Source organism: Tumidithrix helvetica PCC 7403, from assembly GCF_965232925.1.
Lineage (GTDB): Bacteria > Cyanobacteriota > Cyanobacteriia > Pseudanabaenales > Pseudanabaenaceae > Tumidithrix > Tumidithrix helvetica.
The window spans coordinates 80,088-96,871 of sequence record NZ_CBDDRA010000009.1 but is presented as its reverse complement, the minus strand read 5'-3'; the positions used below and the strand labels follow the sequence as shown (position 1 = coordinate 96,871).

Sequence of the window (16,784 nt, the reverse complement as noted above, 5' to 3'; positions counted from 1 at the left end):
GTTGCTCTAGATACACGAGGGAGACACTTTCGACCGCCATCACCAAATTGCTTGGGGGAATCATGACCGTAAATTTAGCGAATAACGATCTAGGAATGCCCGTCAAGCCCGTGAGATTTGGACTGCATTCTATTGGCACTCGTCTATTTTTGGCGGTGATGGTTGCTGCTTCCATTGGACTCGGCAGCTTAGGATATTTATTTTATAACGAACTTAAAGCTGTCAGAATTCTGCAATTAACTTCAGAGACAGATACTAAAGTTAGAGAATTAGATGCTGAAATTCTGGCCAGCGAAAGTTTTTTAAAGAGTCTAGTCTCTGCCACCACTTTTCTGCAGGATAGTGGCGTGCGATCGCCAGAAGCCTACGAGAAATTAGTTCTATCGTTTATGTCGGCTCGTCCTAAACTGATTACGGGCTTTGGCATCATGCAACTTCCTCGCGGATTGGTCGATCGCGAATGGTTTGCTCCCTATATCGAAGAATCCGTTCCCAAGCGCGGTGTAAAACTCCCCCAAGATCCCAGATTTAGCCTTGTCGAACTCTGGCAGGTCGAAAAATATCCCGAACTGCAATACTTCAAAGATGCCGTTAAAGCCGATCGCTACTTTTGGTCAAAACCCTATATCAACGAAACCTATCCAATTCCGTTAATGACTTTTGCAGGGACGATTCGCGATCGGCAAGGCAAGTTAATCGCTGTGATGAATGGCGATATTAACATTAACGATCTAAATCAAGTCAAGAATGACACTCAATTTAATGGGGTAGGATATTATGCCTTAATCGCACAAGAGGGAAAACTTTTAAGTTATTCCCCCGATCCCCAAAAAGCAGCCAAGTTGGAAAATGTTGAATCAATTCCGAAGTTAAAACCTGCTTGGGATGAGATTCGCCACCAATTAGAGCAAGGCAAATCCAAAGGATACTTGGAACTTGATTCCACCTATTGGGTCTATCAAAGGGTTCCCAGTAGCCAATGGGTAATGATCCAAGCGATCCCCTATGAGAAGGTGATAAAACCAGCCCTCTGGGGAGCGCTCGTTGCAACGAGCGTTGCGGGAAGTTTTTTAGCTTTGGTGGTTTGGCTCTTTTTCCGCTTTCTCAACCGCCGATTGCAGCCGATCTTAGATGTTTGCGATCGCGCGATCGGCGATCCGAATCGTTCCAGCGTACCCAAAGATGAAATCAGTCGTTTATCCAATGCTTTTTTTAGTATGGTAAATCGACAGAATTCGCTCTTAGAGGAACTGCAACGAACCAACGCCGAACTCGTAGAGTCAAATCGCCTGAAGGATAGTTTTCTTGCCAACATGAGCCACGAACTGCGGACGCCCCTCAATGCCATCTTGGGCATGACGGAGATAATGCTAGAGGAAGTCTTTGGTACGGTCAACGATCGCCAAATCAAAGCCTTAAAAACCGTCGAGCATAGCGGCTACCATTTATTGGAACTGATTAATGACATTCTCGATATTGCCAAGATCGAATCAGGTCATCTAGATCTCGACCTCGCCTCTATTTCCGTAGTTCCCTTATGTCTATCCAGCTTGGAATTAATCGAAGAGCAAGCTCTAAAGAAAAACATTCAACTAGAGAGCAAACTCCCCCAAAATTTGCCCAACATCTATGGAGACGAGCGCCGCATCCGCCAAGTCTTGCTCAACCTGCTTAACAATGCAGTCAAATTTACACCAGAGCGAGGACATATCACCCTTGAAGCTAGGCTGACGACTCTTCCGAGAGGAGATGGAGATGGGTCAGAAAAACAGTCAGAGCGGTCTGCCGTCCAATTTGCCATCACCGATACAGGTATTGGTATTGCTCCAGAAAATATCAAGAAACTATTTCAGCCTTTCATCCAAATCGATAGCGCCCTCAATCGCAAATATGAGGGTACAGGCTTAGGGCTTGCCCTCGTGAAACGCATCGTCGAACTTCATGGTGGGCAAGTGGGATTAACCAGTGAGATTGGCGTAGGCAGTTGCTTCACGATTGAGCTGCCCTACAGTGGCACACTATCGTCTGTCGAACTAGAAACCCAGTCCGAATCGAGCATCGAAGCCAGCCAACCAAAACAAGAAGAATCCCCCCTCATCTTGCTCACAGAAGATAATGAAGCCAACATCATGACGATTTCGGGCTATCTAAAAGCGAAAGGCTATCGGATTACCTTGGCAAGAAATGGAGAGGATGCGATCGCTTTAGCTCAAGCCGAACGCCCCGATCTAATCTTGATGGATATTCAAATGCCAGGAATGGATGGTTTTGAGGCAATGCAGCAGATCCGCCTCGTTCCAGAATTCGTCCACATACCGATTGTTGCGCTCACTGCCTTAGCAATGGAAAGCGATCGCGATCGCTGTTTAAAAGCTGGTGCTAATGATTACCTTGCGAAACCTGTAAAGTTAAGAGAACTTGCAGCAACCATTGAAAGGCTTTTAAAGCCAATTCCATAAACGAGGATAAAATCCCATGGCTCAAAATATTTTAGAACGAAACAATGTCAAAGTAAGCGGTCAGGGAACTCAGCCCATGCTGTTTGCCCATGGCTTTGGCTGCGATCAAAACATGTGGCGGTTTGTCACACCTGCATTTGAGGCTGACTATCAGATCGTACTGTTTGACTATGTGGGTTCGGGAAAATCCGATCTGCAAGCCTACGATCCCCAGCGCTACACAGAACTCAAGGGCTATGCCCAGGATATTCTCGATATCTGCGCCGCCTTAGATCTAAAAGACACAATTTTAGTGGGGCATTCCGTCAGTTGTACGATCGGGATCTTGGCAGCGATCGCCTCGCCACAATTTTTTGAACGGCTGATTTTGGTGACCCCATCTCCCCGCTATATCAACGATCCGCCTGATTATGTCGGTGGGTTTGAGCGATCGGATATCGAGGGATTGCTGGATATTATGGAAAAAAATTACATTGGCTGGGCAAATTTTCTAGCACCTGTAATCATGAAAAACGAGGATCGCCCTGAGCTAGCTCAAGAGCTAGAAACGAGCTTTTGTTCGACCGATCCAGTCATTGCCAACCGTTTTGCCAGAGCTACGTTTTATGGAGATAATCGCAGCGATCTCGCCAAAGTAACCCTGCCCTCCCTGATCTTGCAATGTGCTGAAGATGCGATCGCCCCTACCGAAGTAGGAGAATATATGCAACGTCATTTAGCCAAAAGCACCTTAAAATTGATGCAGGCAACTGGACATTGTCCGCATATGAGCCATCCTCAAGAAACGATCGCACTGATGCAAGAATATTTGAACGTGCCTATACAATCATCTAAGTGAACTATTACAGTGAGCCAGCCGATCGATGAGTTACTCAACCATGCCCCCTGCGGATTTCTCTCGTTTAATGACAAAGGCTTAATTACAGTAATTAATTTTACATTGTCAGAACTATTGGGATATGTACCCGACGATCTGTCGGGAAAAAGCCTTGATGTAATTTTACCGATCGCCAGTCGCATCTTTTTTCAAACCCATTTCTTTCCGATACTAAAGTTGCATGGCATAGTTGAGGAGGTCTACTTCTCATTGAGAGCAAAAGATGAGAATGAAATCCCCATGCTGATTAATGCAAAGCGGCGCCGTCAAGGAGAAGGTTTTGTCAATGATTGCGCCTTTATTCCCATACGACAGCGCATTCAGTTTGAAGATGAAATCCTGAAATCCAAGAAATTAGCTGAGGCTGCCAACTTTGCCCAGAAACAAGCAGAAGCTGCCTTGAGGCAACAGTACGATCGCGCGATTTTGCTTAAAGAGGTTACCCAGATCATCAGGCAATCCATCGATTTATCGGCTATCTTTGAGCTTACTGCCCAAGAAGTATGCCAATCGATGCGAGCCGATCGTGTCGGTATCTTTAAATTCGATCCAGATTCCAATTTTAACAATGGCGAGTTTGTCTCTGAATATGTTGTAGAGGGGTTTGATTCGGTTATCGAGATTAAAATTCGAGACCATTGTTTTGGAGAAAAATATACTCCATTCTATCTAGAAGGACGCTGTCAAGTAGTTGCTGACATCAACAATGCGGGATTGACGGAATGTCATCGAGACATCTTGCAACGCTACCAAATTATTGCTAATTTGGTAGTTCCCATTATCCAGTTAGAAGACTTATGGGGATTGCTCTGTATTCATCAATGTTCTGCGCCACGCCACTGGCAAAAGTCTGAAATTGAATTTGTGCGACAAATCGCCAATCAATTAGAGGTCGCGATTAAACAAGCCAGTTTATTTGAACAGTTGCAGCAAGAACTCCGCGATCGCCAACGGGAAGCTGCAGCCAAACATCTCCTGCTTGCCGAACTAGAAGCAAGCGAAGCGCGATATCGCTCTGTAATTTCTAGTATGACCGAAGGCGTAGTTTTACAACAATCAGATGGAAGGATTACTGCCTGCAATCAAAGTGCGGAAAAAATTTTGGGGTTATCTGCAGAGCAAATGCAAGGGCTTAAATCCGTAGATTTCGAGCGATCCACCATTCGAGAAGATGGTTCTCCATTCCCAGCCACAGAGCATCCTGCTATGGTGACGCTAAACACTGGACTACCACAAAACAATGTCATTATGGGAATCGTTCAGGAAAATAGTCCCACAAAATGGATTTCGATTAATTCCCAACCACTATGCCACTCCGATCGCACAATTCCCTATGCGGTAGTGGTTTCTTTTGCAGATATTACCGAGCAAAGATTAGCCAAGGAAATTTTAAAGAAAGAATCTGAGCAAGAGCGTGTCAGGGCTTTGACCGACAGCTTAACGCAAGTTGCCAATCGCCGCTGTTTTGACGAGCGCTTGCAATTAGAATGGCAGCGATCGCTACGAGAACAACGATCGCTTTCTCTCATTCTCTTAGATATTGATTATTTCAAACGCTACAACGATTGCTACGGTCATCAAGCAGGGGATACTTGCTTAATTGAAGTTGCCCAAACTGCTGCTAACCAACTAAAACGCCCTGCCGATCTATTTGCGCGTTATGGCGGTGAGGAGTTTGCAATGATTTTGCCAAATACAGATATGACTGGCGCGCTTGCTGTTGCCGAGCTAGTCCTACAGGCAATTCATAACCTCAAGATGCCTCATGCAGCCTCAAAAATCAGTCAAAACATAACGGTTAGCTTGGGGATTGCTTGCCAAGTCCCCTCTCTAGAGCAGTCTCTAGAAGATATAGTTGCGATCGCTGACCAGAATCTCTATCAAGCAAAAGGACTAGGACGCGATCGCTTTTATCCTCCAAAGTCGATATCGATCTAGATTCTGTTTGTCAAACTTACAATGGGTTAATGATGCGATCGCCCCCATCGAAGTGGGAGAATATATGCATCGTCATTTATCTGAAAGTACTCTAAGATTGATGCAAGCGACAGGTCATTGTCCGCATATGAGTCACCCTCAAGAGACGATCGCGCTGATGAAAGCATATTTGAACATGCCCATGCCACCGTTTTAGTAGACTATCCCAGTGAGCCAGCAGATCGACGAGTTACTCAACCATGCCCCCTGTGGCTTTCTCTCGTTTACTGACGATAGCGCGATCGTAATGGTTAACGCTACGTTATTGCAGCTATTGGGACATGAAAAGGCTAGCCTAGTTGGGAAAAAATTTGAGATAATTTTGCCGATCGCCAGTCGCATTTTTTATCAAACCCATTTTTTCCCGCTGTTAAAGCTGCATGGCAAAATCGAAGAGATTTACTTCTCATTAAGAGCGAAATCAGGGAATGATATCCCGATGCTCATTAATGCCGAGCGTCGCCAGCAAGGAGAAACCTTTGTTAACAACTGTATTTTTATCCCCATTCGCCAGCGCATTCAGTATGAAGATGAAATCTTAAAAGCCAAGAAAGCAGCGGAGGCTGCCACGCTCGCTCAAAAGCAAGCGGAAATAGGGCTGAGAGCGCAGTACGATCGCGCCATTCTCCTTGGGGAAATCACCCAACGCATCAGGGATTCCCTTGATTTAGTCACGATTTTTGAGATCTCCACGCGGGAAATCCGTCAGTCAATTCAGTCCGATCGCGTGGGCATTTTTAAATTCCAGCCTGATTCTAATTTTAACGATGGAGAATTTATTGCCGAATCTGTGGCTGAGGGATGCAAATCAGCACTTGCGATTAAAATTCACGATCGCCTGTTTGGCGAGGAATATGCCGATCTGTATCATAAAGGTCGCATTCAAGTTGTGGATGATGTTACTCAAGCAGGTTTTACGGAATGTCATCTAGAGATTTTGCAACAATTTCAAATTCAAGCCAAATTGGTCGTCCCTTTACTAGAAAAAGGGCATTTGTGGGGCTTACTCTGCGTCCACCAATGTTCTGCGCCGCGCAGATGGCAAGCAGTTGAGATTGATTTTATTCAACAAATTGCCAATCAATTAGCGATCGCGATTCAGCAAGCCAATTTATTTAATCAGTTGCAGGCAGAATTAGTAGAACGGCAGAGGGCTGAAGACAGGATGGTAGAAGCAAATGCGCAGCTTTCAATGGCAAACCTCGAATTGCAACGAACTAGCGCTCAACTGGAAGCTACGAACCAAGAGCTAGAATCTTTTTCCTATTCTGTTTCCCATGACCTACGCGCACCATTACGGGCGATTACAGGGTTTAGTCAAATTTTGTTGGAAGACTATGGCGATCGCTTTGATGACGACTGTAAAGACTACTTCGATCGCATTCAACGGAATATCCACCGCATGGAAGCCCTAATCGATGACCTGCTGCGCCTATCGCGGATCTCCAGAGCGGAAATTCACTATGGCAGGGTCGATCTTAGCGAAATGGTGCGGGAAATTGCAGGCGATCTCCAAGCTTCGCAACCGCAAAGAGTCGTGGAATTTCTAATTGAGCCAAAGGCAATTGCCTATGCAGATAGAAATCTAACCCTTGTTGTCTTGGAAAATCTTTTGCAAAATGCTTGGAAATACACCAATCATCACGCTACTGCTCGTATTGAGTTTGGCATGGCAACAGATGTCCATCAAACCTTGGGACAAACCACCTATTTTCTGCGCGATGATGGTGCGGGGTTTAATATGGGAAATAGTTCCAAACTGTTTGGTGCATTTCAACGATTGCATAGTGCCAGTGAGTTTCCTGGAACTGGTATTGGTTTAGCAACTGTGCAGAGGGTGATTCGCCGCCATGGGGGCAAAATTTGGGCAGAAGCAGCGATCGAACAGGGAGCTACTTTTTACTTCACCTTGCCCGATCCACCTTAAAGGAGCGATCGCTCTTTTAGGAAAGTAAGTTCTATTCACATCACGTTGCAAACCGTTATGTCTACGCCTACAACAACACTCACTCAAATCGAGCTAAAATCGGCAATCGTGCAGAACCCTTTGGTGATTAATGCCGAAACTACTGTGATGGAAGCGATCGCCAAAATGAGCGAGACAAGGACGATCTGTGCCTCCGATCGTTCAGGCGACTCAGATAACGTCCACCTCGAAGCCAGATCGAGTTGCGTCTTAGTGATGGAAGGGGGAAAAGTTGTCGGCATTATGACCGAACGCGATATCGTGCGTCTCAGCGCCCAACAGCGATCGCTTGACACTGTGACCGTACGCGAGGTGATGGCATCACCTGTGGTCACGCTGCAAGAGACTGACTTTACCGATCTGTTTTCGGCAGTGAATCTACTTCAGCAGCGCCGCATTCGCCATATGCCTGTTTTAGATCGCAACGATCGCCTTTTGGGCATAATCACCCACGAGAGCTTGCGACAACTGGCGCGACCAGTCGATTTATTGCGCTTGCGCTTGGTGTCTGAGGTGATGACAGCCAATGTGGTCTGTGCCGATCCATCGACATCGATGCTAGAGATCGCCCAAATCATGGCAGAGCGTCGCGTCGGCTCGGTCTTGATCGTGGAAACTCAAATCGATCCAGAGGGCAACCCCTGGCAAATCCCCTTGGGCATCACCACCGAACGCGATATCGTGCAATTTCAATCCCTAGGGCTGCAATTAGAGCGGGTGGAAGTGCGGATGGTCATGAGTGCGCCTGTGTTTGCGGTGCGTCCTGGCGATACCCTGATGGTGGTGCAGCAGGTCATGGAGCAGCGATCGATCCGTCGCTTGGTGGTGACAGGCACGCAGGGGGAACTGCTGGGTGTCGTGACCCAGACCAGCCTCTTACATGCCCTCAATCCCTTGGAACTCTACACCCTATCCAAGATTTTGGAGCAAAAGGTTTCGCAGCTAGAGGCAGAAAAGTTGAAGCTGATGGAAAATTACACGGCTGAATTAGAGCAGCAGGTAGCGCAGCGCACAGCCGACCTCCATGCTAAGTTCGAGCGAGAGCAATTGATCGCAAAGATTGCGGCAAAGATTGCGGCTTCGTTAAATTTGCCAGAGATTTTAGAAGCTAGCGTACAAGCGTTGAGATCGTTCCTCGGTTGCGATCGCATGTTAATTTGGCAGTTTCAGCCCGATTGGACAGGGGCGATCGTAGCTGAGTCTGTGGGTGCGGGGTGGCGAGCGGCTTTGCATGATGTGATTGACGATCCCTGCTTTCGCGGAGATATTGCTCTGAGGTATGGCGAAGGTCGCACGATCGCGATCGCCAATATCTACACTGCTGGCTATCCCAACTGTTACATCCAGTTGCTTGAGACCTATCAGGTCAAAGCCAATCTCGTCGTTCCAATTCATGTCTCAGGAAAATTATGGGGATTGTCGATCGGACATCAGTGTGCCGATTATCGGGAGTGGCAAGATACCGATCTGCTCTTGTTAAATGAGATGGCAGTGCAGATTGCGATCGCGATTCAACAAGCCATGGCTCACCAACTGGCACAGACCGAACTGGCTGAGAGACAGCGTGCCGAGGTTGCCCTGCGGGATAGCGAACAGAGATTTCGGGCAATTTTTAATAATTCGTTCCAATTGCTTGGGCTGTTGTCACTGGATGGAACCCTGCTCGAAATCAACCAAACTGCCTTGAGAGTCGGCGGAATTTTGTATGAGGAGGTCGTGGGTCGTCCCTTTTGGGAAACCTATTGGTGGCAGATTTCACCTGAGGCTCAAGGGCAATTACAACAGGCGATCGCCCGTGCAGCCCAAGGAGAATTTGTGCGCTACGAAGTCGATGTCTGGGGCGTAAATCAGACGATTGTTCCGATCGACTTCTCATTGCGTCCCATCTTTGATGACTCAGATCGGGTGGTACTGTTAATTCCTGAAGGTCGAGATCTCAGAGAAACAAAACGCCGCGAACTGGAACTAAAACAGAGCGAGCAACGATTTGAGTCTCTGGCTGTTGCTGCACCTGTAGGAATTTTTCGTACCGATGACTTAGGTAATTGTCTCTATGTCAACGATCGCTGGTGTCAAATTGCGGGACTAACACCCGAGGAGGCAGCAGGTTTTGGCTGGATCGATGGTATACATCCCAGCGATCGCGAACTCGTGTCTGCGGAATGGAATGCCTCTGTTGAGGAAAACCGCCCATTTAGTTTAGAGTATCGGTTTCTAAACCAAGCTGGACAAATTACTTGGGGATATGGTCAGGCAGTGGCGGAACGCAACGAGTTTGATGAAATCATCGGTTATGTTGGCACGATTACAGATATTAGCGATCGCAAATATGCAGAAGAACAAGCCCTACACCGTCTGGATATCCTAGAAGTTGCAAAGGATATCATTGCCTCTACGGATAGCGTAGGAAAAGTCATCTATCTCAATCGGGCGGGGAGAGCGCTATTAGGCATTGCCCTAGACGAAGACGTTTCTCAAACCCATATCCCCGACTATCATTCGCCTCAAATAGCTGATTTTATTTTGCAAGAAGCGATTCCCCAGTGCGTACAGAAAGGATTTTGGGCGGGAGAAACCAGATTTCGGCGACGGGATGGTAGCGAGTTTCCCGTCCTACAGACGATCGTCTGCCATCGTCAGAGAGATGGCACAATCAGCCATTATTCTACGATCGCTAGGGATATTAGCGATCGCAAACAAGCCGAAGCGGCACTACAGCAGCTCAATCAGGAATTAGAAATAAAAGTAGAGCAACGAACTGCGGCGCTAAAGGCGAGCGAAGCCACCAATCGTGCCACTTTAGAGGCGATTCCCGACCTGTTATTGCGACTCAGGCGCGATGGCACTTGTGCGGAATACATTAGGCCGGGAATACGAGCAGATAATTTTATACCCGTCGAGAAACATATTTCAGAAGTTCTGCCCCCAGAGTTGTTACAAAATCAGTTGCAAATTATCGAGCAGGCAATACTCACAAAGGAATTGCAGGTTTACGAACATCAATTTTGCAAACGCGATCGCATGGTTTATGAAGAGATTCGGATCGTAGCCATTAACGACCGAGAGGTTTTGGCAATCGTGCGCGATATCAGCGATCGCAAGATTGCCGAAGCAGCATTAGCAGCAAGCGAAGCATTTAACCGCCAGTTGGTCGAAGAGTTTCCCGTTGGACTAGCCAGTTGTCGAATGGATGGGCAACTCGTCTATGTCAACTCAGCCTTTGCCAAGATCTTGGGACGCACGATCGAAGAAACCCTCGCCCTAACTTATTGGGATATAACACCGACGAAATATGCCGAGCAAGAAGCCGTACAACTGCGATTGCTCCAACAACACGGTCGCTATGGTCCCTATGAGAAAGAATACATTCATAAGGACGGGCATCTCGTTCCAGTCCTGCTGACAGGATTGATCGTTCAGCAAAATGGCGAAGAATTAATTTGGTCTAGCGTTCAAGATATCAGCGATCGCAAGCAGGCAGAACTCGAACGACAGCAGCTATTTCAGGAATTATCTAACTTTAAGATTGCATTGGATCGGTCTGCCATTGTTGCCATCACCGATGCCAGAGGTGTAATCACCAACGTCAACGATCGTCTCTGCGAGATTTCTGGTTACGCACGCGAAGAATTACTCGGTCAAACCCATCGCATTATCAACTCTGGCTACCATCCCCCTAGCTTTTTCCAAAATCTTTGGCAAACTATTACTAGTGGTGAAATTTGGCGCGGCGAAATTTGCAATCGGGCTAAAAATGGCAGTCTGTATTGGATGGAAAGCACGATAGTTCCCTTTTTGGACGAGCAAGGGCGACCATGGCAATATCTTGCTATTCGCTTTGACATTACCGAGCGCAAACAGGCAGAGTTAGCTGTCCAAGAAAGTGAAGCCAGATTTCGCTATTTGGCAGATCATGCCCCTGTGTTGATTTGGATGTCAGGTTTAGATACACTTTGTTTCCACTTTAATAAGACTTGGCTAGACTTTACAGGACGGACGATGGAGCAGGAATTTGGAAATGGCTGGACTGAAGGGGTTCATCCTGACGATTTTCAATTTTGTTTAGATGTCTATTCAACTTCCTTTGAGATGCGTCAATCCTTTGAGATGGAATATCGTCTTAGAAGATTTGACGGTGAGTATCGTTGGCTGTTGGATACAGGCATCCCGCGATTTGATGCCGATGGTGAATTTTTGGGATATATCGGCTCTTGTCTTGATATCAGCGATCGCAAGCAAGCAGAACAAGAGATTTTGGAAAACCAGCGGTTTATTCAAAAAATTGCCGAGGCTTCGCCCAACATTCTCTATCTCTACGACCTACAAGAACATTGCAACGTTTACAGCAATCGCGAAATTGCAACCGTGCTTGGCTACACGCCCACTGAGATTCAGGCGATGGGATCGGCACTATTCGCAAACTTGATGCATCCCGAAGACCTTGCGAGAATACCTGATTACTATCAACAAATCGAAGCCGATCGAGAAGGGGAAATTTTTGAAATTGAATATCGGATGCGTCATGCCAATGGCGAATGGCGATGGCTCTACAGCCGCGACACGGTATTTAGTCGAGACGATCGCGGAAAGATAAAGTTGACCATTGGGACTGCACAGGACATCAGCGATCGCAAGCAAGCAGAAGAGGATCTGCGAAACCTCTCCGATCGCCTGATGTTAGCAGTCAAGTCTGGGGCGATCGCGATCTGGGACTGGAACGTCACCGAAAATATCCTGACTTGGGACGATCGCATGTACGAACTCTATGGCATTACCCCCGATCGGTTTACAAGCGTCTATAATGCTTGGGCGAGTAGTCTGCATCCCGACGATCGCCCCATTGCCGAAACTGCCATTCAAACAGCCTTAACAGGCGAAAAAGACTACGACCCCGAATTTCGGGTGGTGCATCCCGATGGCAACATTCGCTATATCAAAGCCTATGCACTAGTGCAGCGCAACGATCGCGGCGAACCGCAGCATATGATCGGGGTTAACCTTGATATTACCGATCGCAAACTGGCAGAGAGCAAACTCTTGCAAACCACCGCCCAACTTGAAGCCTCTAATCGGGAGCTAGAGGCCTTTGCCTACTCGGTTTCTCACGATTTGCGATCGCCCTTACGCGCGATCGATGGCTTTAGCAATGCCTTAATCGAGGACTATGGCGATCGCTTTGATGAGGATGCTAGAGATTATTTCGATCGCATTCGCCGTAACATACAGCGTATGGGTATGCTCATTGATGACCTGCTGCGGCTCTCCCGCGTGTCGCGATCGGAAATGCAATTTAGCCCTGTCAACCTCAGTGCGTTAATACAAGAACAGATGGATGAAATGCAAGCATCGGAGCCAGAACGGCAGGTTACATTTGTGATTGCGCCAAATATCGTCGTCACAGCCGACCCGACATTGATGCACGTCATTATCAGTAATCTAGTGCAGAATGCTTGGAAATTTACCAGTCACCATGCCACTGCCCGTATCGAATTTGGAGTATTGCAACAAGATGAGCAACTAACCTATTTTGTGCGCGATAATGGAGCAGGCTTTGATATGGCATTTGCCAAAATGTTATTTGGTGTTTTCCAACGATTACATAACACCAATGAATTTCCGGGCACGGGTATTGGTTTAGCAACTGTCCAACGAGCAATTCACCGTCATGGTGGGAGGGTCTGGGCGGAGGGAGTTGTAGAACAAGGGGCAACCATTTATTTCACAGTGCCTAATACACTTATCAGGACAGGAGCTTAGATCGTGACTCTGCATGAAATCATTCTGGTTGAAGATAACCCCGATGATGAAAGACTAACTATTCGGGCGCTCCGAAAGGGTAAAGTTGCCAATGAAATTCGCATCGCTCGCAATGGTGAAGAAGCCTTGAGGATGGTGTTTAATGCCGATCCGCTACCCAGCGTCGTGCTACTAGACCTAAAGCTCCCCAAAATTGACGGGTTAGAAGTCTTGCGCCAGATCAGAGCCAACGAACGCACTCGCTTTTTACCAGTTGTCGTGCTGACATCATCGAGTGAAGACCGCGATATTGTTGAGAGCTATAGCTTGGGAGCAAATAGCTATGTCCGCAAACCCGTTGAGTTCGATCGCTTTACAGAGGCTGTGAGCCAACTGGGGCTTTACTGGGCATTGATCAATCAACCATTGCCAAATGGAATGAATAAACCATGAGCGAGCTTCTACATGTCTTGATTGTTGAAGATTCGGAAGATGACGCACTTTTAACCCTACGAGAACTGCGGCGCGGTGGGTTTAATGTGGTCTACGAAAGGGTAGAAACCTCAGAGTCCCTCCGCATTGCCTTGGTAAGCCAACCTTGGCATGCGGTTCTTTCAGATTACAACCTCCCAGGCTTTAATGCCCCTATGGCACTCCAAATCGTCAAACGAAGCCAGCCCAATCTTCCCTTTATTGTGATATCAGGCACGATCGGCGAAGCATCGGCAGTGGAACTGATGAAGGCAGGAGCCCACGACTACCTGATGAAAGGCAACCTAACTCGTCTGCCAGAGATCGTGCGACGAGAAGTTCGGGAAGCCCAGATGCGCCTAGAGCGTCAGCAAGCTGCGAGCGAACTCGATCGCACCAAAGAACGCCTGCAACTCGCGATCGAAGGCTCTGGCATCGGATTATGGGACTGGTCGGTTCAGACTGGAGCCATGACGATTAACCCAAGATGGGCAGAAATGCTGGGCTATACCCTAGAAGAACTGGAACCGATTGGCATTGACACTTGGCAACACAATGTCCACCCAGAGGATTTACAGAAACTAAGCATAGCTTTGGAAAGACACTTTCAAAAAGAAACCATAACCTACGAGCACGAACTGCGGATGCGTCACAAATCAGACGCTTGGATTTGGATATTGTGCAAGGGGAAAGTTGTCGATTGGGATGCTGAGGGTAAACCCCTACGGATGATCGGTACGCATCTAGATATTAACGATCGCAAGCAAGCCGAACTGCGATTGGCATTGCAAAACTCGATTTTAGAACGCATTGCCAAGGCAGAACCTTTACCAGATATTCTTAGTGCGCTGGCGCTGGCAACGGAGGATCAAACGGAAGGGGGACTCTGTTCGATTTTACTCTGCGATCGCGAAGGGAAGCTACACTATGGCGCGGCTCCCCATTTGCCCGATGACTACAATCAAAACATTGAAGGCATAGTCATTGGCGAAGGGATTGGGCCTTGCGTGACAGCGGCTTTTCTCAAAGAACCTGTGATTATTCCCGATATTGCCACAGCTCAACTCTCACAGGACTATAAAGATTTAGCCTTAGCCCATGGGTTGCGAGCTTGCTGGTCAGTGCCCGTACTCGCCAGTGACGGTTCGGTGTTGGCAACCTTTGCCGTGCATTACCGAGAGATCCATCATCCGCAAGAGCGCGAGCTACAAGCGATCGCCCTCGTGACCAATCTCGTCAAAATTGCGATCGAGCAGGAACTTGCCACGCAAGCCCTAGAGCAGCTAAACCAAGAACTCGAAGATCGCGTGGCACAGCGCACCGCCGCTTTACATCAGAGTGAAGCCAGTTTGCGCGAGGCACAGCAGATTGCCCATCTCGGTAGTTGGGAATTAGACGTGCAGACCAGAAAAATTACTTGGTCAGCTGAGATTTTTAGAATCTTTGGACTCGATCCCAATTCGCCAGAGCCAACTTACGAGGCACTACTCGGGTATTTCTCAATAGAAGCCCGCAATCGTTTTATCCATCTCATAGATAGAGCAATTCAGCTTGGAGAACCCTACGAAACAGATCTCCAAATTATTCGAGCCGATGGTTCCTCTGGGTATATTTTTGCCAAAGCAGAAGTTATCTGGAATGAGGTGGGGCAGGTGACGCGATTGTTTGGCATCAATATGGATATTAGCGATCGCAAAGCCATCCAAGAAGCCCTTAAACGCAGCGAAGAACGTTCCCGTGCCACGCTTTTAGCCCTGCCCGATTTAGTGTATCGGGTGAACCGTAAAGGTCAATATGTCGATTTCTTGGTATCGCCCCAGGGTAGAAATTTAGTCGAGCCACAGCAGGTAATTGGCAAATATCTTCCCGAAGTCTTACCCTACGACATCGCCGAATCTCAATGCTCTTTAATTCAGCAAGCACTTGCCACTCAAACAGTTCAGATTCAAGAACAGCAAGTTCAGCTTGATGGCAAACAGATTTATGAAGAAGTTCGCGTTGCTCCCTGCGGCAATGATGAGGTTGTCTTTTTTATTCGAGATATTAGCGATCGCAAACAGGCCGAAGCCCAATTGCAACAGACAAACCAAGAACTCGCCCGCGCCACTCGCCTCAAGGACGAGTTCCTTGCCAATATGAGCCACGAGCTTCGCACTCCCCTCAATGCAATCTTGGGCATGACGGAAGGGTTAGAAGATGGCGTTTTTGGTAGTGTGAGCGATCGCCAACTCAAAGCATTTAAAACCATCGAGCGCAGCGGCAATCATTTACTAGAACTCATTACTGATATTCTCGATGTTGCCAAAATTGAATCAGGCAAGATCGAGCTAGAATGCGCTCCCATCGATATAACTACCCTCTGTCAATCTAGTTTGACATTTATCAAACAACAAGCTCAGAAAAAAAACATCCAGATAACAAGCAGACTACCACCCAATTTGCCCGAATTATACGTGGACGAACGGCGCATTCGCCAAGTCTTAATCAATCTGCTCAGCAATGCCGTCAAATTTACTCCCGAGAATGGACGCATCACCCTAGAGGTAATGCGAATCACATCTTCTGCTCTAATCGAAAAAGAATCTGGATTTGCCCTGAGACTGCCGAAAGAGAAGAGAGCTTTTCTGCAAATTGCTGTCATTGATACGGGCATTGGTATTTCCCCAGAAAACATCAAGAAGCTATTTCAGCCCTTTATTCAAATCGATAGCGCCCTCAATCGCAAATATGATGGTACTGGTTTAGGGCTTGCCCTCGTGAAGCGTCTCGTCGAACTCCACGGCGGCGAAGTGGGTCTAACCAGTGAAGTAGGTGTGGGCAGTTGCTTTACGATCGCCCTTCCCTGTGTTGCCTCCGCAACCTCCTCGCTTAAACCAGAAACTCAAACCGAACTTAGAACTGAATCTAGTCAACTCAAACCCAAAGTACCTCCCTTAATCTTGCTGGTTGATGACAATGAAGCCAATGTGATAACAGTTTCGGGCTATCTAGAAGCCAAGGGCTATCGCATCATTTCGGCGAAAAACGGAAAAGAGTCGATCGCGTTGGCACAATCGGAAGATCCCGATCTGATCCTCATGGATATTCAGATGCCTGAGATGGATGGTCTAGAGGCTATACAGCAAATTCGGCAAGTTCCCAATTTAGCCAATAAACCAATCGTGGCGCTCACGGCGCTGGCGATGGCAGGCGATCGCGAACGATGCATAGAAGCTGGAGCCACTGAATATCTTGCCAAACCTATACGCATGAAAGAGCTATCCCAGACGATCCAAACCCTTTTAGCCCAGTAGACGAG

At 47.4% G+C, this 16,784-nt stretch carries 7 protein-coding genes and 1 pseudogene; all 8 read left to right on the top strand.

Features of this window, described 5'->3' with window-relative positions; genetic code table 11:
- Window positions 1–62: 62 nt before the first annotated feature.
- The 8 genes and pseudogenes from ACP2WE_RS10520 (at window position 63) to ACP2WE_RS10485 (ending at window position 16,779) form a co-directional block, all read left to right on the top strand.
- A complete protein-coding gene (locus ACP2WE_RS10520) occupies window positions 63–2,459 on the top strand; it encodes a hybrid sensor histidine kinase/response regulator (protein ID WP_425215509.1) in 2,397 nt (798 codons plus the stop codon).
- A 16-nt stretch (window positions 2,460–2,475) separates the two neighbouring features.
- Window positions 2,476–3,297 (top strand): alpha/beta fold hydrolase, encoded by an 822-nt coding sequence (locus ACP2WE_RS10515; protein ID WP_425215508.1) that lies wholly within the window; start codon window positions 2,476–2,478, stop codon window positions 3,295–3,297.
- Between the two features lie 9 nt (window positions 3,298–3,306).
- A complete protein-coding gene (locus tag ACP2WE_RS10510) occupies window positions 3,307–5,274 on the top strand; it encodes a diguanylate cyclase domain-containing protein (protein WP_425215507.1) in 1,968 nt (655 codons plus the stop codon).
- Between the two features lie 16 nt (window positions 5,275–5,290).
- Window positions 5,291–5,470 (top strand): annotated as a pseudogene (locus ACP2WE_RS10505) (alpha/beta fold hydrolase); the annotation flags it as partial.
- Window positions 5,471–5,482: 12 nt separating this feature from the next.
- A complete protein-coding gene (locus tag ACP2WE_RS10500) occupies window positions 5,483–7,240 on the top strand; it encodes a sensor histidine kinase (RefSeq protein WP_425215506.1) in 1,758 nt (585 codons plus the stop codon).
- Window positions 7,241–7,297: 57 nt separating this feature from the next.
- Window positions 7,298–13,036, top strand: a complete 5,739-nt coding sequence (locus ACP2WE_RS10495) for a PAS domain S-box protein (RefSeq protein ID WP_425215505.1) — start codon at window positions 7,298–7,300, stop codon at window positions 13,034–13,036.
- A complete protein-coding gene (locus ACP2WE_RS10490; protein WP_425215577.1) occupies window positions 13,037–13,468 on the top strand; it encodes a response regulator in 432 nt (143 codons plus the stop codon).
- The gene (locus tag ACP2WE_RS10485; RefSeq protein WP_425215504.1) at window positions 13,465–16,779 is read left to right on the top strand and encodes a response regulator; all 3,315 of its coding nucleotides are present in this window, start codon (window positions 13,465–13,467) and stop codon (window positions 16,777–16,779) included. Before ACP2WE_RS10490 ends, ACP2WE_RS10485 begins: the two co-directional genes overlap by 4 nt.
- The last annotated feature ends 5 nt before the right edge of the window (window positions 16,780–16,784 follow it).